Source organism: Cellulomonas sp. plas2 (assembly GCF_057221735.1).
On the sequence record NZ_CM170155.1, the window covers coordinates 2,395,197 to 2,415,019 of the forward strand.

The following is a 19,823-nucleotide window of genomic DNA, read 5'->3' on the forward strand; positions in this document are numbered from 1 at the left end:
GGCTGACGGTATGCCCGACCACCGACACGCCGGCCGGGACGCGGCGCCGGGCGTCCGGGTGCCCCCGCGACGGGGGCTGGGGACGGCTCGACGCGGCACCGACCGGTGTCAGCCGTGCACGACTCTAGCCGTACGCATGTTCGACGACGTGCGACACGCCGTGGCGTCCGCGCCTCCGCACGCCGGCCCTCCCGCCCCCGCAGCGCCCGGACCGCCCCTTCGCCTCGTCGCCGACGCGCGCCCTCAGCGGGACGGAGGAGCGGGCCGGCGGTCGTCCTGCCCCCACCGGCGCGCGTCGGGCACCTCGAGGGCGTCGCACAGGGCGTGCCACACGTCGCGGGGCGGGACCCCGGCGTCGAGCGCCTCCTGCGCGGAGCGCCCGCCGACCGCCCCGAGCACGAGCTCCTGGGCGAGCACCCGCCCCTGCGCGCGGCCGAGCACCTCGTCGACCAGGGCCCAGAACTCGCGGTACGTCACGGCACCAGCCTGCCACCCGACCCGCGGCCCGCGCCCGCCGTCACCCGCCGCGCGGCGCGGGGCACCACGCCCGTGCGGCCTCCGGTGCAGCCTCCCGTGCAGCCTCCCGTGCAGCCTCCCGTGCAGCCACGCCCGTGCAGCTGCGACGCGCGCCTGTGCGTCCGCCGGGGGCGTCGCGCGCGTGTCGGTGGTGGCTGCGACGATGACGCCGTGCTGAGCGAGGGCTTCTCCGAGCCGACCCGGAGCTGGTTCGCCGGGGCCTTCCACGCGCCCACGGCGGCCCAGACGGGCGCCTGGGAGGCCGTGCAGGGCGGGGCGCACGCGCTGGTCGTCGCCCCCACCGGCTCGGGCAAGACGCTCGCCGCGTTCCTGTGGGCGCTCGACGGGCTGCTCACCGGTCCGCCGGTCGAGGAGGCGGTCCGCCGCTGCCGCGTGCTGTACGTCTCGCCGCTCAAGGCCCTGGCCACGGACGTGGAGCGCAACCTGCGCTCGCCGCTCGTCGGCATCCGCCAGGCCGCCACCCGGCTGGGCCGGTCGCTGCCCGACGTGACGGTGGGCATCCGCACCGGGGACACGCCGCCCGCGGAGCGCCGGTCCTTCGCCACCCAGCCGCCCGACATCCTCATCACGACGCCCGAGTCGCTGTACCTCGTGCTGACCTCCGCCGCGCGCGCCGGCCTGAGCGGCGTGCGCACGGTCATCCTCGACGAGATCCACGCGGTGGCGGGCACGAAGCGGGGCGCCCACCTCGCGCTGTCGCTCGAACGCCTCGACGCGCTGCTCGAGGCTCCCGGCGGCCCCGGGCCGGCGCAGCGGGTGGGCCTGTCCGCGACCGTCCGGCCCGTCGACGCGGTGGCCGCCTTCCTCGGCGGCGCCCGCGCGATCGAGGACGGCGGGCGTCCCGTCCGGGTCGTCCAGCCCCCGTCGACGAAGACGATCGAGGTCGACGTCGTCGTACCCGTGCCCGACCTGGGCGACATCGCGTCGGCGGGTCCGGCGCACGACCGGCCCACGCCGGAGGGGGCGGTCCCGGCCGGGGAGCTCGACCTCACCGGGCAGGGCGGTGGCGGCACGCCGCGCGCGTCGATATGGCCCCACGTCGAGGAACGCGTCGTGGACCTCGTCGGCGGTCACCGCTCCACGCTGGTCTTCACGAACTCCCGGCGCGGCGCCGAGCGCCTGACGGCGCGCATGAACGAGATCTGGGCGGAACGCCACGGCGTCGACGTGCCGGACCGCGGCACGCTGCACGCCGCCGCCGTGCAGGCGCAGTCCGGCGCGTCCGCGGGGATCGACACGGCGGACGCCGCGCAGGTCCTCGCCCGTGCGCACCACGGCTCCATGAGCCGCGCCGAGCGCACCCGCACGGAGTCCGAGCTGAAGGCAGGGCGCCTGCCGGCGGTCGTCGCGACGAGCTCGCTCGAGCTCGGCATCGACATGGGCGCGGTCGACCTCGTGGTCCAGGTCGGGTCGCCCCCGTCGGTGGCGAGCGGCCTGCAACGCGTGGGACGGGCGGGGCACCAGGTGGGCGCCGTGTCGCGCGGCGTCGTCTTCCCCACCTTCCGGGGCGAGCTCGTGCCCGCGGCGGTGACGGCCGAGCGCATGCGGCGCGGGGAGCTGGAGCCCCTCGGCGTGCCGGCCAACCCCCTCGACGTGCTGGCACAGCAGGTCGTCGCGATGGTGGCGGTCGAGGACTGGCCGGTCGAGGACCTGGCACGCGTCGTCCGCCGGGCGGCCCCCTACGTCACGCTCGGGGACGCGACCCTGCGCGCGGTGCTCGACATGCTGGCGGGGCGCTACCCGAGCGAGGAGTTCGCCGAGCTGCGCCCGCGCGTCGTCTGGGACCGGGTCACCGACGTGCTGACGGCCCGGCCGGGGGCGCTGCGCCTGGCGGTGACCAGCGGCGGCACCATCCCCGACCGGGGGCTGTACGGCGTCTTCCTCGCCGCGGGCGCGACGACGACGGACGTCCCGGCGGACGCGGAGACCGGCGCGGGCCGGCAGCGCGGCGGCCGGCGCGTCGGGGAGCTCGACGAGGAGATGGTGTACGAGTCCCGCGTGGGCGACACCTTCACCCTCGGGTCGAGCACCTGGCGCATCGAGGAGATCACGCCCGACCGCGTGCTCGTCAGCCCCGCACCCGGCGTCCCCGGCCGGCTGCCCTTCTGGAAGGGCGACTCCCCGGGCCGGCCCGTCGAGCTCGGCCGCGCGATGGGCGGCTGGGTGCGCGAGCTCGTCGCGCTGGACGACGCGGACGCCCGGGCCCGGGCCGAGGCCGCCGGCCTCGACGGCTGGGCCGCCGACAACCTGCTGACGTACGTGCGCGAGCAGGCGGAGGCCACGGGCCAGGTGCCCACCGACCGCACGCTCGTGCTCGAGCGCTTCCGCGACGAGCTCGGCGACTGGCGGGTGGTCCTGCACTCGCCCTTCGGCGCGCGCGTGCACGCCCCCTGGGCCCTCGTCATCGGCGCCCGCCTGCGCGAGCGGTTCGGCGTGGACGCGGCCGCCCTGCACTCCGACGACGGGATCGTCCTGCGCCTGCCCGACGTGCTCGACGCCGAGACCTGGGACCCCGGCGCCGCCGACCCGGACGGGTCGGGACCGGCCATCACCGTCGCGGACCTCCTCGTCGAGCCCGAGGAGGTGCTGGATCTGGTCCGCTCGGAGCTCGGCGGGTCGGCCATGTTCGGCGCCCGGTTCCGGGAGGCCGCTAGCCGGGCGCTGCTGCTCCCCCGCCGGCGGCCGGACCGGCGGCAGCCCCTGTGGCAGCAGCGTCAGCGGTCGGCCCAGCTGCTGCAGGTGGCGGCCGGGCACCCGGAGTTCCCCATCCTGCTCGAGGCGGTGCGGGAGTGCCTCCAGGACGACTTCGACACCGCCGCCCTCGCCGACCTCATGCGGGACGTCGCGGCCCGGCGCATCCGCGTCGTCGAGGTCACGACCCCGCACCCGTCCCCCTTCGCCCAGACGCTGCTCTTCGGCTACACCGCGCAGTTCCTGTACGACGGCGACGCACCGCTCGCCGAGCGCCGGGCGGCGGCCCTCACCCTCGACCCGACGCTGCTGGCCGAGCTCCTCGGCCAGGGCGGGGAGTCCCAGCTCGCCGACCTGCTCGACCCGCAGGCCGTCGAGCAGACGGAGGCCGAGGTGACGGGCACCGCCCCGGACCGGCGGGCGGGGACCCTCGAGCAGGTGGCGGACGTCCTGCGCCGGCACGGTCCGCTGACCTCGGCCGCCGTGCTCGAGCGCACGCGCGCCGAGGTCGCGGACGAGGTGCGCGGGTGGCTCGAGGAGCTCGAGCGCACCCGGCGGGCCATCCGCGTGCGCCTCGGCGGGGTCGCGCCCGACGACGCCGAGCAGTGGGCGGCCGTCGAGGACGCCGGCCGCCTGCGCGACGCGCTCGGCGTCGCCCTGCCCGTCGGGGTGCCGGAGGTGTTCACGGAGGTCCTGCCGGACCCGCTCGGCGACCTGGTGCGACGCCACGCCCGCACGCACGGCCCGTTCACCGCGCACGCGCTCGCCGCCCGCTTCGGGCTGGGGGTGGCGGTGGTCCAGGACGTGCTGCGGCGGCTGGAGTCCGCACGCGTCGTCGCCCAGGGCCGGCTCCGGCCGGAGGTGCTGGGCGGCACGGGCGACGAGTACTGCGACGCCGAGGTCCTGCGCACGCTGCGGCGGCGCAGCCTGGCGGTCCTGCGGGCCCAGGTCGAGCCCGTCGAGCCTGCCGCGCTGGGCGTGTTCCTGCCCCGGTGGCACGGCGTCCGGCCCGCGGTGGGGCCCGCCCGCAGCGCCGGTGCGGCGGTGCACCGCGGGGTCGACGGCGTCGCCCGGGTCGTCGAGCAGCTCGCCGGGGCGGTCCTGCCGGCGTCCGCGCTCGAGACGCACGTGCTGCCCGCGCGCGTGGCCGACTACGTCCCGGCCATGCTCGACGAGCTGACGGCCGCGGGTGAGGTCGTGTGGGCGGGGCACGGGGCGCTCAGCGGGCACGACGGGCTGGTCTCGCTGCACCCGACCGCCGTCGCCGACCTCACGCTCCCGCTGCCCGACGCCGAGGCGGAGCTGACCGACCTGCACCGCGCGGTCCTGGCGGCGCTGGAGGGCGGGGGCGCCTTCTTCCTCACGGCGCTGGCAGGACGGGTGGGTGCGGCCCTGCCCGGGCCGGTGCCGTCGGCGTCGGTCGCCGCCGCCCTGTGGGACCTCGTGTGGGCCGGTCACGTCACCAACGACTCCCTGGCGCCGCTGCGGGCCTGGTTGGGCACCGGCTCCACCGCCCACCGCACCCGCAGCGCCGCGCCGCGCAGCCGTCCGCTGCGGCCGCGGCTCGGCCTGCGGACCGCGGGCCGCCTCGGCGGCCTGCCCCTGCCGGGGGGCGGTGCCGGCACCGCCCACGACGGGGGCGTCGCCGTCGGTCCGGACACGCAGGGAACGGCGGCCGTACGGGGCGACGCCGTGACGGCCGCCGCGCTCCACGCGGGGGCTGCGGGTGGCCGCTGGTCGCTCCTGCCGGTGCGGGAGGAGGACCCGACCGTGCGCGCGCACGCACTGGCCGCCCAGCTCCTCGACCGGCACGGCGTGCTCACGCGCGCCGTGGCACCCGCGGAGGGCATCGGCTCCCGGTTCGCGCAGGTGTACCGCGTGCTGGTCGCGCTCGAGGCGGCGGGCCAGGTCCGGCGCGGCTACTTCGTCGAGCGCCTGGGCGGGTCGCAGTTCGCCCTGCCCGGCGCGGTCGACCGGCTCCGCACGGACGCGGAGGTCGTCACCCGGGCGCGCGAGCACGCCCGGGAGGAGTCCGAGCGGTCGACGGAGGGCCCCGACCTGCCGTGGACCACCCCGGTGAGCGCCGAGCGCCGCGAGGACGTGCCGTGGTCGGTCGTGCTCGCCGCCACCGACCCCGCCAACCCCTACGGTGCCGCCCTGGCGTGGCCGGACCCGCCCGCGGAGACCGAGGGGTCCGGCACCACCGGCCGGCACCGACCGGGGCGCAAGGCGGGCGCGCTCGTCGTCCTGGTCGACGGGGACCTCGTGCTGTACCTCGAGCGCGGCGGGCGCACGGTGCTGTCGTTCGACCGGTCACCGGCCGTGCTGCACGCCGCCGCGCAGGCCCTGGTCGCCACGGTGCGCAGCCGCGGCATCGGCCGGATCACGATCGCCCGCGCCGACGGCGTCGACGTGCTCGGCGGGGGCACGCTCCGCACACCGCTCGGCGAGGCGCTCCTCGCCGCCGGCTTCCTCGCCACCCCGCGCGGGCTCAGCATCCGGGGGCAGGCGTGAGGACGGCGACGGGCGCACGGGTGGGCGCAGGTGTGAGCGCAGGTGTGGGCGCAGGCGTGGCCGCAGGCGTGGGCGCAGGCGTGGCCGCAGGTACGGGCGATCGGACGCAAGCGGGCCGACGCCGGGAGGGTGACCGTGCCCGAGGGTGACACGCTGCGCCGGACGGCGGCGCGGCTCGACCTCGCGCTGCGGGACGGGGTGCTGGACCGCAGCGACCTGCGGTGGCCGTCCGCGGCGACGGTCGACCTCACCGGCAGCACCGTGCTGGAGACCCGGCCCTACGGCAAGCACCTGCTCACGCGGGTGTCGGACGGACGCACGCTGCACACGCACCTGCGGATGGACGGCTACTGGCGCGTCGTCCGGACGGGCTCGTCGGAGGCGGCCGCGCGCTCGCCCAAGGTGCGCGCCGTGCTCGCGGCGGGGCCGTGGACGGCCGTCGGCCACCTGCTCGGGATGCTCGACGTCGTTCGGAGCACGGACGAGGTGACCCTCGTGGGTCACCTCGGACCGGACGTCCTCGACGACGACTTCCTTCCCGACCCCGAGGAGCCGACACCCACGCTGCCCCCGCTCGCCCCCACGCCCGTCGGGATCGACGACCCGGGGCGACGACGCTGGGAGGGTCCGGGGCTCGAGGAGGCGCTGCGCCGATGGGACCGCCAGGGCGGCCGCCCGGTCGCGGAGGTCCTCCTCGACCAGACGGTCGTCGCGGGCCTCGGGACGATCTGGACGGCCGAGTCGCTGTTCGCGCGGCGGGTGTGGCCCTGGACGCCGGCCGTGGAGGTGGACCGGCCGGACCTCGTGCTGCGAGCCGCGCGGGCGCAGATGCGGCGCTCGGTGGCGGCCGGGGAGGAGCTGGCCCGGGTGCACCAGCGCGCCGGCCGGCCGTGCCCGCGCTGCCGCACCCCCCTCGTGGAGGGCTCCGTGGGGGTGCTCCCGACGGCACGGCCGACGACCTGGTGCCCGGTGTGCCAGGCGGACCCGCACCACCGGCCCGCACCGCCGATCGTGCACCGCTGGACGGGCGTCGCCGCCGCCGAACGCCGCCGGCACTGAGCCGTCGCGCCGCCGAGGCGCACGACGCCCGGTGGCTCGGGCACGAACGCCAGGAGCGCCGCACCCCTGCGGGTGCGGCGCCCCTGATCGTGCTCTGCCGCCGACGCCGGCGGACGTGGCCGTCAGCCGACGGGCGCGAGCTCCGCCCGCGGCCGGTCCCAGTCGCCGTCCCCGGCGCGCCGGACGCGCACCTCGAGATCGGCGGGCACCGTGTCCGGGATGTGCAGGCCCTCGGCGACGGCGATCCGGTCGCTCACCTCACGCAGGACCGACGACATCGGCACCGACAGCGCCGAGCAGATGCTGTGGAGCAGCTCCGACGACGCCTCCTTCTGACCACGCTCGACCTCGCTCAGGTACCCGAGGGACACCCGAGCAGCCGACGACACCTCGCGCAGGGTCCGACCCTGCCGCTGCCGCGCGTCCCGCAGCACGTCACCGATCTCACGACGCAGTACGACCATCTGGATCCCTCCTCCCGCGCCACGTCCTGCTCCCTGGACCTCGGCACGGAGGACACGACCGGAGTCCCGGCCGACCGACCCGTCCCGCACCACCTGCCCGCCGGCACCCGACGGGCCGACGTCCTTAACGTACCGTGGCGCACCGACACGCGCCCTCGGCCGCACCATCGACCGCTCCGCTGACATCACGAGTGGTCCAACGCCCGGACCCCCACGCGTGTTCCCCCCGCCGTTCTCTCCCCAGCCGAGGCCGGTACCTCGTCGGGACGATCCCGGACAGAACGGGGCAGAGGGGCGTGGTCGGTGGAGCTCACGACCGTCGCACGTCGGGCCGCCTCGTGTGCCGGGTGCTCCGACGACGTCCGCGGACCCACAGCCCCGCCTCAGCGGCGTGGCGCTCCCCCATGTCCGTCCTCGCCCACGACCTCGAGGGCGAGCCCCAGCACGGCGGCGACGGCGGCGGCCCGGACCGCCGCCCGGGCACCCGGCAGGGACAGCGAGCGGACCTCGTCGCCCCGCGGCGTGCTGACCGCGACGTGCACCTCGCCCGGGGCGTGCCCGTCCTGGCCGCCCGGCCCGGCCACCCCCGTCGTCGCCAGTCCCACGTCCGTCCCGAGCACCCGGCGTACCCCCGCGGCCATGGCGTGGGCCACGTCCGGGTCGACGGCACCTCGAGCGGCCAGCAGCGGCCCGGGGACGCCGAGCACCGACCCCTTGAGGTCGGTGGCGTACGCCACGACCCCGCCGCGCAGGACGGCCGACGCGCCCGGCACGGACACCAGCGCCGCGGAGACCAGCCCGCCCGTGAGCGACTCCGCCGTCCCGACGGTCCACCGCCGCCCGAGGAGCGCCGCGAGCAGGCGCTCGGCGAGCACCGGCCCCTCGCCGGTGGTGGCGTCGCCCGGTGCTGCGCCCGGCGCCACGCCGGCTCCCGCGTCGCCGGCGCCGTCGTCACCGCGCTGTCGGGTCACGGGCGGCCGGTGACAGCAGGTGGCACCGCGCGCTGCTCCGCCCGCACGCGCAGCCCGGTCCGGACGTAGTCGACCCCTGTCAGCACGGTGACGAGCACCGCCACCGCCATGACGACCGCGGCCAGCACGTCCACGACGAGCGGCAGGCGGTCCAGCGGCAGCAGGTACAGGCCGATGGCCACCGTCTGGAGCACCGTCTTGAGCTTGCCGCCGCGGGACGCGGGCAGCACGACGTACCGCAGGAGCACCATGCGCAGCACGGTGATCCCCAGCTCCCGGACGAGGACGACGACGGTCACCCACCACGCGAGCGCGCCCTGCCACGACAGCAGGACCAGCGCCGCACCGACCAGCAGCTTGTCCGCCACGGGGTCGAGCATCTTGCCGAGGTCGGTCACGGAGTCCGAGCGCCGGGCCAGCCACCCGTCGACCCGGTCGGTCGCGGCGGCCAGGACGAAGATCCCCAGCGCCGCCAGCCGCCACCGCAGGTCCTGCCCGCCGTCGACCGCCAGGGCCGCGGCGAACGCCGGGGCCAGCAGGATGCGCAGCATGGTCACGACGTTCGCGGCGGTCCACGGGGACGAGGCCGTCGCGGGGGGCACGTCCACCACCCTAGGCGAGGACCCGCTGGTCACGCCTCGTCGTCGTACCAGTCACGCGCCACGGGCGGGTCGCCCGGGAAGCCCTCGCCGGTGGCACCCGGCGAGCCCTGCCCGGCCGGTGCCGGACGCGAGGGCGCCGACGGCTCGTCGTCCTCGAACGGCTCGCCGCGCAGCATGGCCAGCGCCGTCGGCAGCTCCTCCGGCTGCACCAGCACCTCGCGCGCCTTCGACCCCTCCGACGGCCCGACGACCTCGCGGGACTCCAGGAGGTCCATGAGCCGCCCCGCCTTCGCGAAGCCGACGCGGAGCTTGCGCTGGAGCATCGACGTGGAGCCGAACTGGCTCGTCACGACGAGCTCCGCGGCCTGCAGCAGCAGCTCCAGGTCGTCGCCGATGTCGTCGTCCACCTGCTTCTTCGGCGCGGCGACGGCGACGTCCTCGCGGTAGACCGGCTTGAGCTGCGCCTTGACGTGCTCGACGACCGCGTGGATCTCCGACTCCGACACCCAGGCGCCCTGGGTGCGCATGGGCTTCGCGGCGCCCATCGGGAGGAAGAGGGCGTCGCCCTGGCCGATGAGCTTCTCCGCGCCGGGCTGGTCGAGGACGACGCGGGAGTCCGTGAGCGACGACGTGGCGAAGGCCAGGCGCGAGGGCACGTTGGCCTTGATGAGCCCGGTCACGACGTCCACCGACGGGCGCTGCGTGGCCAGCACGAGATGGATGCCCGCCGCGCGCGCGAGCTGCGTGATGCGCTGGATGGAGGCCTCGACGTCGCGGGGCGCCACCATCATGAGGTCGGCCAGCTCGTCGACGATCACGAGCAGGTAGGGGTACGGCGCGATCTTCCGCTCGGAGCCGGGCAGCGGCTGCACCTTGCCCGCGCGCACGGCGACGTTGAAGTCGTCGATGTGCTTGAAGCCGAACATCGCCAGGTCGTCGTAGCGCGCCTCCATCTCCCGCACCACCCACTCGAGGGCCTCGGCGGCCTTCTTGGGGTTGGTGATGATCGGGGTGATGAGGTGCGGGATGCCCTCGTACAGCGTGAGCTCGACGCGCTTGGGGTCGACGAGGATCATCCGCACCTGCTCCGGCGTGGAGCGCATGAGGATCGAGACGATCATCGAGTTGACGAAGCTCGACTTGCCCGCGCCGGTGGCGCCGGCCACCAGCAGGTGGGGCATCTTCGCGAGGTTGGCCACGACGTAGCCGCCCTCCACGTCCTTGCCGACGCCGATGACCATGGGGTGCTCGACCCGGCGGGCCGCGCCGGAGCGCAAGACGTCGCCGAGCGAGACCGTCTCCCGGTCCGTGTTCGGGATCTCGATGCCGATCGCCGACTTGCCGGGGATCGGCGAGAGGATGCGCACGTCGGCGGACGCGACCGCGTAGGCGATGTTGCGCGAGAGCGCCGTCACCCGCTCGACCTTCACGCCGTGCCCGAGCTCGACCTCGTACCGCGTCACCGTCGGGCCGCGGGTGAAGCCCGTCACCTGCGCGTCGATCTCGAACTGCTCGAGCACGGACGTCAGGGAGTCGACGACGCGGTCGTTGGCGGCCGAGCGCACCTTGTGGGGCGCACCCTTGGCCAGCGCGTCCTCGGGCGGCAGCGTGTAGAGCACGTCGCCCTCGAGCATGGGCTGGACGCCGCTGGGCACCCCCGTGGTGGGCGGGGCGACGAGCGCCGCCGCCGTGGCCTCGCGCCCGCCCCGGTCCTCGTCGGGATCGCCGTCCGAGCCCGCTGACGGGCGAGACGACGCGCCCGGCGACGAGTCCCGCGCCCCGAGGACGGAGGTCGGCACGGTGTCGGGGTGGCGGTCGGCGCCGGCGTCCCGCCGCGCGGCGAGCGCCGCCGCCGCGACCGCGACACCCGCGTCGTCGACCCCGGCCACCGCGACGGCCTGCTCGTACGCCTCGTCGCCGGCGTAGTGGTCCAGCAGGGCGTCCGTGTCGCCCTGCACCTCCTCGGCCCGCGGGGTCGCGCGGCGGCGCAGGCGCTCGCGCAGGCCCGGGCGGCCTGCGGTCGCGCCGTCCGTGCCCGTGCCCGTGCCCTGCATCGCCGTCGACCCGGCCCCCACCGCCGGCAGGTCGCCGCTGTCGTCGGCAGGTGCGGAGGCACCCCCGCGACCGGCGGCACCGCCGCGCCGCGACGGTCGTGCGCCCGGCTCGAGCACGGCGGTCGGGGTGTCGCCGCCCTCGTCCTCGTCCTCGGCGTACCGGTGGGCGCCCGTGGCCCAGGCGTAGGCGTGCCGCAGGCGCGGCACGACCATGTGCACCGGCGTCGCGGTGACGACCAGGACCCCGAAGAACGCGAGGAGCAGCAGCAGGAGCACGGTCACGACCGCGGAGACGAGGTGCTCCAGCGGCGTCGCGACGAGGTAGCCCACGACGCCGCCCGCCGCCCGCACCGGCGCGAAGCCGGCCGAGGGCGCCGGCAGCCCGGCCTCGAGGTGCACCAGACCGCAGACCGCGACGACCAGCGCGCCGACGCCCACCGACCGCCGCGAGGTCGTCTCCACCTGGTCCGGGTGCCGCATGAGCCGGACCGCCAGGGCCAGCAGCCCCACGGGCACCGCCACGCCGACCACGCCGAAGGTGCCGGCGACGACGGCGTGCACGACGTCCCCCGCCGTGCCCGACAGCCCCCACCACTCGCGCGCGGCGACCACGACGGCCAGCCCCAGCAGCGCGAAGGCCACGCCGTCGCGCCGGTGGGCCGGGTCGAGGTCGCGGGCGCCCCGCCCGACGCGGCGGGCGGTCCCGCCGACGACGTGCGCGACGCCCATCCAGGCGCCGCGCAGCACGCGGACGGGCAGCGCGCTGCGGCCCGGGCCGGCTGTGCCGGGCCGCGAGGAGGACCCCGGGCGGGACGAGGACGGGGCCCGGCCCGCGGCCGTCGCCCCGCGCGAGGGTCGCACGGCGGTGCCGGAGGACGGACGGGAGGCCATGGTGCTCACCGTAGCCAGCGACGCGCCCGGCGGGGCGCAGCCGGGCGGCGCGTGTCCGGGCGGCGTACGGACGTCCCGCCCACCACTGGTACCCGGCGTCGCGGCTCAGGCCTCCACGACCACCGGGATGATCATGGGCCGGCGGCGCAGGCGCCCCGAGACCCAGCGCCCGACGACCCGCCGCATGACCTGCTGCAGCCCGTAGGTGTCGACGGTGCCCTGCCGGGAGGCCTCCTCGAGGGCCGCGGTGAGCTCGGGCAGGATCGCGTCGAAGACGGTGTCCTGCTCCGCGAAGCCCCGGGCGGTGATCTGCGGCCCGCCGATGACCTTGCCGTCGGTCGAGCTGACCACCGCGAAGATGGAGATGAAGCCCTCGACGCCGAGGATCCGCCGGTCCTTCAGCTCCGCCTCGGTGATCGTCCCGACGGACGAGCCGTCCACGTACACGTACCCGCACGGCACCGCGCCGACGACCTTCGCCACGCCGTCGACGAGGTCGATGACCACGCCGTCCTCGGCGAGCACGACGCGGTCGGCCGGCACGCCGGTCCGGACGGCGATCGCGCCGTTGGCGACGAGGTGGCGGACCTCGCCGTGCACGGGCATGACGTTGCGCGGGCGGAGGATGTTGTAGCAGTACTCCAGCTCGCCGGCCGACGCGTGGCCGGACACGTGCACCTTGGCGTTCCCGGAGTGCACGACGCGCGCCCCGAGCCGGGTCAGCCCGTTGATGACCCGGAACACCGCGTTCTCGTTCCCGGGGATGAGCGACGAGGCGAGGATGACGGTGTCGCCGCGGCCCACCGTCACCCGGTGGTCCCCGTTGGCCATCCGCGACAGCGCCGCCATGGGCTCGCCCTGGGAGCCGGTGCACATGAGGACGACCTCGTCGTCGCGCAGGGAGTCCACGCGCTTGAGGTCGACGAGCACCCCGTCCGGGACCTGCAGGTAGCCCAGGTCGGCGGCGATCTGCATGTTGCGGACCATGGACCGCCCCACCAGGGCCACCCGGCGTCCGTGCGCGGCCGCGGCGTCGAGCACCTGCTGCACGCGGTGCACGTGGGAGGCGAACGAGGCGACGATGATCCGTCGCGGCGACTCGGCGAAGACCTGGTCGAGCACCGGCCCGATGCCGCGCTCCTGCGCGACGAACCCCGGCACCTCGGCGTTCGTCGAGTCGACGAGGAACAGGTCCACGCCCTCCTCGCCGAGGCGCGCGAAGGCCCGCAGGTCGGTGATGCGTCCGTCGAGGGGCAGCTGGTCCATCTTGAAGTCGCCGGTGTGCAGCAGCAGGCCGGCCCGGGTGCGCACGGCGACGGCCAGGGCGTCCGGGATGGAGTGGTTGACCGCCACGAACTCGCAGCCGAACGGGCCGAGCTGCTCGACCTGCCCCTCCTTCACGGCGAGGGTCAGCGGCGTGATGCCGTGCTCCTTGAGCTTGGCCTCGATGAACGCCAGCGTGAGCTGGGAGCCGACGACGGGGATGTCCCGGCGCAGCCGCAGGAGGTAGGGGACGGCACCGATGTGGTCCTCGTGCCCGTGGGTGAGCACGACCGCGACGATGTCCTGCACGCGGTCCCGGATGTGCTCGAAGTCCGGGAGGATGAGGTCGACGCCCGGCTGGTGGTCCTCGGGGAAGAGGACGCCGCAGTCGATGACCAGCAGCTTGCCGTCGTGCTCCAGGACGGTCATGTTGCGGCCGACCTCGCCGAGGCCGCCCAGCGCGACGACCCGCAGGCCCCCGGGGGCCAGGGCGGGCGGCAGGGACAGCTCGGGGTGGGGATGGCTCACGGGCGCTCCTCGTGCGGGGTGTGGTGGAGGGTGGGCGCGGGCCCGGTCGGGTCCGCGGCGCCGGCCCGGGGCGCGCCCGTCGGGGGCTGCGCACGGTCCGACGGCTTCACGGTCAGGGGGCGTGCGCGCCCTCGGGGACGAGCAGGCCGGCGGCGCGGAGGCCGGCACGGATCGCGTCGACCTCCTCCTCCGACGCCGGGACGAGCGGCAGGCGCAGGGCGCGGTTGCCCAGGAGGCCCAGGACCTCGAGCGCGGCCTTGGCCGCGACGGCCTGGAACCCGGCGCCGTTGAGCGCCACCACGGCCGGGACGACCCGGCGGAAGGCCTCGAGCGCACGCGCGTGGTCCCCGGCGTCCCAGGCGCGCGCGATCTCGGCCAGCCCGGCCGAGGCCACGTGGCCGACGACGCTGACGATGCCCACGCCGCCGTGCGCGAGCACGGTCAGGTACGCCCCGTCGTCGCCGGCGTACCAGGCCAGGCCCGTGGTGGCGACGAGCTGCGCCGCGGTGAAGGCGTCGCCCGCCGCGTCCTTCATCGCCACGACGCGGTCGTGCGCGGCGAGCCGCTCGACGGTCGCGGGGGCCAGGCGCACGCCCGTGCGCCCCGGCACGTCGTAGAGCATGACGGGCAGGTCGGTGGCGTCCGCCACGGCGGTGGCGTGCGCGACCACGCCGTCCTGCGAGGGCCGCGAGTAGTAGGGCGCGACGACGAGGAGCCCGTGCGCGCCCGCGGCGGCGGCCTGCTCGGCCATGCGCACCGCGTGCAGCGTGTCGTTGCTGCCCGCGCCCGCGACGACCCAGGCCCGGTCCCCGACGGCCTCGACGACTGCGGCGACGAGCTCCGCCTTCTCGGGGGCGTGCGTCGTGGGCGCCTCGCCCGTCGTGCCGTTGAGGACGAGCCCGTCGTTGCCCTGCTCGACGAGGTGCCGGGCCAGCGCGACCGCCGCGTCGAGGTCGAGGGTGCCGTCGGTCCTCATCGGCGTGACCATGGCGGTGAGCACCGAGCCGAAGGGGCGTCCGGGCCGGGCGACGGGTGGCATGGGCTCACGGTACCGCCCGGCCACCTCGGGACTGCTCCTCGACCGCCGCACCGCGGCACCCCGGACGGGTGCGGCGGACGCGCCTAGCAGGCGACGAACCACCCGTCGACGAGCACCGGCGCACACCCGTCGGCGTCGAGCTCGGCGGCCGCCGTCACGTCGTCGGCCCACCCCCGCTCGATGAGCTCCCGCCCGCTGGCCGACTCGCGCAGCGTGCCGACGGGGTCGTCGGCCACGGCCAGCCACGCCTGCCGCGCGACCTCGGCCTCGACGGAGATGTCCGTCGCGCCGTGCCGCCGCAGCGCCTCGACGACCGCACCCGCCCCCCACAGGTCCTCGGCGCAGGGCCGGAACGCGCCGTCGGGCCACCCCTCCCCCGCCGGCACGACGCCGACGACGAGCCGCGCGTCCTCCGCGAGGCGGCGCGCGCAGTACGCCGCCACCGCGTCGGCGGTCCGGATGCTGCCCGCCACCACGGTCGCGCCCGTCGCCGCGAGGGTGAGCGCGGTCGTCGCCCCGTTGGGCGAGGGCAGCACGAGCCGGTGCAGCCCCGAGGCGCGCACGGAGCCCGGCGACAGGCTGGGCCCGCCCGTCGCGCGCGAGACGGCCAGCGTCGCCCCGGTCTCCTCCGCGAAGCGCGGCGCCCGGGGGTCGTGCCAGCGGAACGGTGCCACCTCGATGCCGGCCGCGCAGGCGGCGGCGACGGTCGTCGTGAAGGTCAGGACGTCGACGACGACCGCGATGCGGTCGCTGCCGGCCGCGACCGCACGCGCACCGGCCCGGCCCCAGTCGCAGCGCACGCGGTGCGGCGCCTGCAGCCGGGGGTCCACGGCGGGCTGGCTGTCGGGGCGGTGCCCGTAGGTGATGTACCGGTACCGCGTGCCCTCGGCGGCCGAGGTGTACCAGCCCTCCGCCGGCTCGTGGGCGGTCTGCACCCAGCGGCGCTCGTCGAGCACGGGGGCCACGGTGTCCCCGGCGGTGGCGAGGTCGACGAGGGTGACCTCGACGCGGTCGGCATGGGGCAGCGCGGCGGCGTAGAGCGAGCCGCCGCCGATGACCCAGGCGTCCCGGTCCCCCACGACCGCGAGCGCATCGTCGAGGCTCGTCGCCACGACCGCGCCCTCGGGCGCGAAGCCCGGGTCCCGCGACAGCACGACGTTGTCCCGACCGGGAAGCGGACGGAACCGCGGCGGCAGGGACTCCCACGTGCGGCGGCCCATGACGACGGGGTGCCCGTCGGTGAGCCGCCGGAACCGCGCGAGGTCCTCCGGCACGTGCCACGGCAGGGCGCCGTCGACGCCGATGACGGCGTCGGGCGTCTGGGCCCAGATGAGGGAGAGCGTCATGTCCTGGTCCTGCCGGCGCCTAGACGGCGACCGGCGCCTTGATCGCGGGGTGGTGCCGGTAGTCGAGCACCTCGACGTCCTCGTACGCGTAGTCGAGGATCGACGGCGCCGGCCGCAGCCGCAGCGTCGGGGACGGGTAGGGCGTGCGGGACAGCTGCTCGCGCACCTGCTCCACGTGGTTGTCGTAGACGTGGCAGTCCCCGCCGGTCCAGACGAAGTCGCCGACCGCGAGCCCCGCCTGCTGCGCCACCATGTGCGTGAGCAGCGCGTACGAGGCGATGTTGAACGGCACGCCGAGGAACATGTCCGCGGAGCGCTGGTACAGCTGGCACGAGAGCCGGCCGTCGGCCACGTAGAACTGGAACAGCGCGTGGCAGGGGGCCAGCGCCATGCGCGGCACGTCCGCGACGTTCCACGCCGACACCACGAGCCGGCGCGAGTCCGGGTCCCGGCGCAGCGTCTCGACGACCTGCGAGATCTGGTCGACCGTCCCGCCGTCGGGCGTCGGCCAGGAGCGCCACTGCACGCCGTAGACCGGGCCCAGCTCGCCGTCGGCGTCCGCCCACTCGTCCCAGATGCGCACGCCGCGCTCCTGCAGCCAGCGGACGTTGGACTCCCCGCGCAGGAACCACAGGAGCTCGTGGACGACCGAGCGCAGGTGCACCCGCTTCGTCGTCACCAGGGGGAACCCGGCCGCGAGGTCGAAGCGCATCTGGTGCCCGAAGAGGCTGCGCGTCCCCGTGCCCGTGCGGTCGGCCTTCGGCGTCCCGGTCTCGAGCACGAGCCGCAGCAGGTCCTCGTACGGCGTCGGCACCGGGTCCGTCATGGGCCCGAGTCTAGGGGTGGGTCGTGGGGTGGCCGGTGGTCCGACCGTGGCGCGCGCCCGCGCCGCGGGGCGAGGATGGCGCCATGAGCGCGACGACGACCTCGACCCTGCCGCCGACGGTGGCGGCCCACCTGCCCACCGGCGTCCTCGTCGCCGGGCGGTGGCGCCCCGCGCACGGCGGCGGCACCTTCGCGGTGGCCGACCCCGGGACCGAGGAGGTCCTCGCCGACGTCGCGGACGGCACCGAGGAGGACGCGCTCGAGGCCCTGGGCGCCGCCGACGCGGCCGCCGACGCCTGGCGCCGCACGGCTCCCCGGGTGCGCTCGGACCTCCTGCGCGCGGTGTTCGACGAGATGGTCGCCCACGCCGACGACCTCGCGGCGATCGTCACGGCCGAGGGCGGCAAGCCGCTCGCGGAGTCGCGCGCCGAGGTGCTCTACGCCGCGGAGTACGTGCGGTGGTACTCCGAGGAGGCGGTGCGGGCCGAGGGGCTGGCCCGGCGGGCGCCGGCCGGCACGCACCACCAGCTCGTGCTGCGCCGGCCGGTGGGGCCCGCGCTGCTCGTCACGCCGTGGAACTTCCCCATCGCGATGATCGCCCGCAAGCTCGCGCCGGCGCTGGCCGCCGGGTGCCCGGTCGTCGTCAAGCCCGCGCAGCTCACGCCGCTGACCACCGCGTACGTCGCCGACATCGTGCGGGCCGAGCTCGAGGCGCGGGACCTGCCCGCGGGCGTCGTCAACGTGGTGCCCACCTCGTCGGCGCGCCGCGTGTCCGGTCCGCTGCTGGCCGACCCGCGGCTGCGCAAGCTGTCGTTCACCGGTTCCACGGAGGTCGGGCGGACCCTGCTGAAGGCCTCCGCCGACGGGGTCCTGCGCACGTCGATGGAGCTGGGCGGCAACGCCCCGTTCCTCGTCTTCGACGACGCCGACCTCGACGCGGCCGTGCAGGGCGCCGTGGCCGCGAAGATGCGCAACGCGGGCCAGACGTGCGTCGCCGCCAACCGCTTCCTCGTGCAGGCGGGCGTGGCCGAGGAGTTCACCGCCCGGCTCACGGAGGCGTTCGGCCGCCTCGTCGTGGGGCACGGCGCCGACGACGGCGTCACCGTGGGCCCCCTCATCGAGGCGGCGGCCGTCGACCACGTCGACGAGCTGGTCACCCAGGCCGCCGACGGCGGGGCGGTGATCCGCACGGGCGGCGAGCGCGTCGGGCGCCGGGGGTACTTCTACGCCCCGACCGTCCTGGCCGACGTCGCGCCGGACCAGCGGGTGGTGACGGAGGAGATCTTCGGCCCGGTCGCGCCGGTCGTGACCTTCGGCTCGGAGGCCGAGGGCGTCGCGCTGGCCAACGGGACGGAGTACGGCCTCGTCGCCTACGCCTACACCGGCGACATGGGCCGTGCCATGCGCCTGGCCGAGGACCTGGAGACGGGCATGCTGGGGCTCAACCGCGGGATGGTCTCGGACGCGAGCGCACCCTTCGGCGGGGTGAAGTCCTCCGGCCTCGGGCGCGAGGGCGGCGAGGCGGGCATCGAGGAGTACCTCGAGACCGTGTACGTGGCGCTGTGAGCGGGCTGCTGGGCGGCCCCACCGCCGACGTCTCGGTCCGCCCGGCGGTACCCGGCGACGAGGTGGCGCTCGTCCGGGTCCAGGTCGCTGCCTGGCGGACGACCCACGACGAGGTGCTGGGTCCCGACGTCCTCGACCGGCTGGACGAGGACCTCATGCGCGAGCAGTGGGCGGCCGCCGTCGCGGCGCCCCCGGCCGGCGGGTTCCGGGTGCTCGTCGCGTGCGACGGGCCGCGGGTCGTCGGGCTCGTCTCCCTGGGCCTCGTGCCCGACGAGCCCGGTCCCGGCGCGCCCCCCGGGCGCGGCGCGCCGGGCGGCGTGGTCCTCGCCCTCGAGGTGGAGCCCGGCCACCGGAGGGCCGGGCACGGCTCACGCCTGCTGGCCGCGGCCGTCGACACCCTGCGGGCCGACGGCGCCGACCAGGTGCACACGTGGGTCCTCGACGGCGACGAGGGCCGCCGGTCGTTCCTGCACGGCGCCGGTCTCGGTCCCGAGGGCGTCCACCGCACGCTCGCCTCGGGCACCGCGCCGGACGGCACCGAGCGGACCGTCCGCGAGGAGCGCTGGGCCGCCACGATCTGACGACGACCCGACGACGACCACCCGACGGTGGCGGCTGCAGGAGCACGCCACGCCGTGGCCCCGGGCTGCGCCCCCGGCCGGGGCGGGAGCGCGACCCGGGCGGGCCCGTCAGCCCGCGGAACCTTGGGGCGACGTCGCGTCGACGCCGTCCTTCGTCAGCTGCGCGAGCAGCTCGTGGCAGCGGTGGGCGCGTGCCGCGTCCTGCGCCATGACCTCCTCGAAGAACGAGGCGATCTCGTCCTGGCCGGCGTTGCGGGCGTCGCGGACGTACTGCCCGTAGTCGTGCCCCGCCTTGAGGGAGTGGTACTGCAGGGAGATGAGGTCGAACGTGACGTCGTCGAAGCCGGTCTCGCCGGTGGCCATGGGGACCTCCTGGGTCCGCCCGGCCTGGGCCGGGCGCTGTGTGCCGCCCGTCGCTGGACCTCGTCCACGCTACGCGCGGCCACGCCGTCCGCAACGGCAGCCGCCGGCACCGACGGGCACGCCGGCCGGGGCGTCAGCCCCGCTGGAGCACGTCCGGACCGGGTGTGGGGAAGGACGTGCCCCGGTGCTGGCGCGCCGCCTGCGCGAGCCCGGCACCGCCGGGCTCCGGCTCCTCCTCGTGCTCGGAGGAGGGGCGCCCCTCGGGGGTGTCGGGGTCCTCGCCCCCGATGCCCGTGCCCGGGGCGGTGCGCGGGGCGCCCACCCCCGGGTCGGCGGCGGCGACGGACTCGTCGCCCGGGTCGGAGGACGGGAGCAGAGGATCGACCATCGACATGGCTCCTGCCTACCGCACCCCGGCGGACCCCGCGCGCCGGACCCCGCGCACCGGACCCCGTGCGCCGGACCCCGTGCGCCGGACCCCGTGCGCCGGACCCCGTGCGCCGGGCCGACGCGCCGTGGCCCGGGGTGC

General features: G+C 76.7%; 15 protein-coding genes. 4 read left to right on the plus strand and 11 right to left on the minus strand.

Annotation, left to right across the window (positions count from 1 at the left end):
• Window positions 1–243: 243 nt before the first annotated feature.
• A complete protein-coding gene (locus AC2TDM_RS10765; RefSeq protein WP_090030209.1) occupies window positions 244–477 on the minus strand; it encodes a DUF3046 domain-containing protein in 234 nt (77 codons plus the stop codon).
• 210 nt (window positions 478–687) lie between these two features.
• Between AC2TDM_RS10765 and AC2TDM_RS10770 the strand changes: the two genes are divergently transcribed.
• Both AC2TDM_RS10770 and AC2TDM_RS10775 read left to right on the plus strand, forming a co-directional pair.
• Entirely contained in the window at window positions 688–5,742 is a 5,055-nt protein-coding gene (locus AC2TDM_RS10770; RefSeq protein ID WP_484634598.1) for an Lhr family ATP-dependent helicase, read from the plus strand.
• A 135-nt stretch (window positions 5,743–5,877) separates the two neighbouring features.
• Entirely contained in the window at window positions 5,878–6,801 is a 924-nt protein-coding gene (locus AC2TDM_RS10775; RefSeq protein ID WP_484634599.1) for a DNA-formamidopyrimidine glycosylase family protein, read from the plus strand.
• A 122-nt stretch (window positions 6,802–6,923) separates the two neighbouring features.
• Here AC2TDM_RS10775 and AC2TDM_RS10780 read toward each other — a convergent pair whose 3' ends face one another.
• The 8 genes from AC2TDM_RS10780 to AC2TDM_RS10815 all read right to left on the minus strand — a co-directional run bounded on the left by AC2TDM_RS10780 (window position 6,924) and on the right by AC2TDM_RS10815 (window position 16,785).
• The gene (locus AC2TDM_RS10780) at window positions 6,924–7,265 is read right to left on the minus strand and encodes a helix-turn-helix domain-containing protein (RefSeq protein ID WP_090030205.1); all 342 of its coding nucleotides are present in this window, start codon (window positions 7,263–7,265) and stop codon (window positions 6,924–6,926) included.
• A 383-nt stretch (window positions 7,266–7,648) separates the two neighbouring features.
• Entirely contained in the window at window positions 7,649–8,140 is a 492-nt protein-coding gene (locus AC2TDM_RS10785) for a CinA family protein (protein ID WP_090030515.1), read from the minus strand.
• A 92-nt stretch (window positions 8,141–8,232) separates the two neighbouring features.
• Window positions 8,233–8,847 (minus strand): CDP-diacylglycerol--glycerol-3-phosphate 3-phosphatidyltransferase, encoded by a 615-nt coding sequence (pgsA, locus tag AC2TDM_RS10790; protein WP_373308391.1) that lies wholly within the window; start codon window positions 8,845–8,847, stop codon window positions 8,233–8,235.
• Between the two features lie 20 nt (window positions 8,848–8,867).
• Window positions 8,868–11,783, minus strand: a complete 2,916-nt coding sequence (locus tag AC2TDM_RS10795; protein ID WP_484634600.1) for a DNA translocase FtsK — start codon at window positions 11,781–11,783, stop codon at window positions 8,868–8,870.
• Window positions 11,784–11,888: 105 nt separating this feature from the next.
• A complete protein-coding gene (locus AC2TDM_RS10800) occupies window positions 11,889–13,574 on the minus strand; it encodes a ribonuclease J (RefSeq protein WP_090030203.1) in 1,686 nt (561 codons plus the stop codon).
• Between the two features lie 112 nt (window positions 13,575–13,686).
• Complete coding sequence (gene dapA, locus AC2TDM_RS10805) at window positions 13,687–14,613, minus strand: 4-hydroxy-tetrahydrodipicolinate synthase (RefSeq protein ID WP_484634601.1); 927 nt, start codon at window positions 14,611–14,613, stop codon at window positions 13,687–13,689.
• Window positions 14,614–14,696: 83 nt separating this feature from the next.
• Window positions 14,697–15,959, minus strand: a complete 1,263-nt coding sequence (locus AC2TDM_RS10810) for a dihydrofolate reductase (protein ID WP_484634602.1) — start codon at window positions 15,957–15,959, stop codon at window positions 14,697–14,699.
• A 19-nt stretch (window positions 15,960–15,978) separates the two neighbouring features.
• Window positions 15,979–16,785 carry a thymidylate synthase gene (locus AC2TDM_RS10815; protein ID WP_090030201.1) on the minus strand — a complete coding sequence of 269 codons (807 nt, stop codon included), beginning with the start codon at window positions 16,783–16,785 and terminating at the stop codon, window positions 15,979–15,981.
• An 83-nt stretch (window positions 16,786–16,868) separates the two neighbouring features.
• Here AC2TDM_RS10815 and AC2TDM_RS10820 point away from each other — a divergent pair, with 83 nt between their 5' ends.
• Entirely contained in the window at window positions 16,869–18,350 is a 1,482-nt protein-coding gene (locus AC2TDM_RS10820) for an NAD-dependent succinate-semialdehyde dehydrogenase (RefSeq protein WP_484634603.1), read from the plus strand.
• Complete coding sequence (locus AC2TDM_RS10825) at window positions 18,347–18,931, plus strand: GNAT family N-acetyltransferase (RefSeq protein ID WP_484634604.1); 585 nt, start codon at window positions 18,347–18,349, stop codon at window positions 18,929–18,931. The genes AC2TDM_RS10820 and AC2TDM_RS10825 overlap by 4 nt, the downstream gene beginning before the upstream one ends.
• 108 nt (window positions 18,932–19,039) lie before the next feature.
• Here the strand turns inward: AC2TDM_RS10825 and AC2TDM_RS10830 are convergent, their stop codons facing one another.
• Together AC2TDM_RS10830 and AC2TDM_RS10835 are read right to left on the minus strand one after the other, a co-directional pair.
• Complete coding sequence (locus tag AC2TDM_RS10830; RefSeq protein ID WP_484634605.1) at window positions 19,040–19,294, minus strand: acyl carrier protein; 255 nt, start codon at window positions 19,292–19,294, stop codon at window positions 19,040–19,042.
• A gap of 133 nt (window positions 19,295–19,427) precedes the next feature.
• Window positions 19,428–19,682, minus strand: a complete 255-nt coding sequence (locus AC2TDM_RS10835) for a hypothetical protein (protein WP_484634606.1) — start codon at window positions 19,680–19,682, stop codon at window positions 19,428–19,430.
• Between the last annotated feature and the right edge of the window lie 141 nt (window positions 19,683–19,823).

What these genes read in the sequence shown, in the direction of transcription:
- AC2TDM_RS10810 (WP_484634602.1), bottom strand. Translation starts at nt 15,959, where the DNA reads ATGACGCTCTCCCTCATCTGGGCCCAGACGCCCGACGCCGTCATCGGC.
- AC2TDM_RS10815 (WP_090030201.1), bottom strand. Translation starts at nt 16,785, where the DNA reads ATGACGGACCCGGTGCCGACGCCGTACGAGGACCTGCTGCGGCTCGTG.
- dapA (WP_484634601.1), bottom strand. Translation starts at nt 14,613, where the DNA reads ATGCCACCCGTCGCCCGGCCCGGACGCCCCTTCGGCTCGGTGCTCACC.
- AC2TDM_RS10780 (WP_090030205.1), bottom strand. Translation starts at nt 7,265, where the DNA reads ATGGTCGTACTGCGTCGTGAGATCGGTGACGTGCTGCGGGACGCGCGG.
- AC2TDM_RS10795 (WP_484634600.1), bottom strand. Translation starts at nt 11,783, where the DNA reads ATGGCCTCCCGTCCGTCCTCCGGCACCGCCGTGCGACCCTCGCGCGGG.
- AC2TDM_RS10830 (WP_484634605.1), bottom strand. Translation starts at nt 19,294, where the DNA reads ATGGCCACCGGCGAGACCGGCTTCGACGACGTCACGTTCGACCTCATC.
- AC2TDM_RS10835 (WP_484634606.1), bottom strand. Translation starts at nt 19,682, where the DNA reads ATGGTCGATCCTCTGCTCCCGTCCTCCGACCCGGGCGACGAGTCCGTC.
- AC2TDM_RS10820 (WP_484634603.1), top strand. Translation starts at nt 16,869, where the DNA reads ATGAGCGCGACGACGACCTCGACCCTGCCGCCGACGGTGGCGGCCCAC.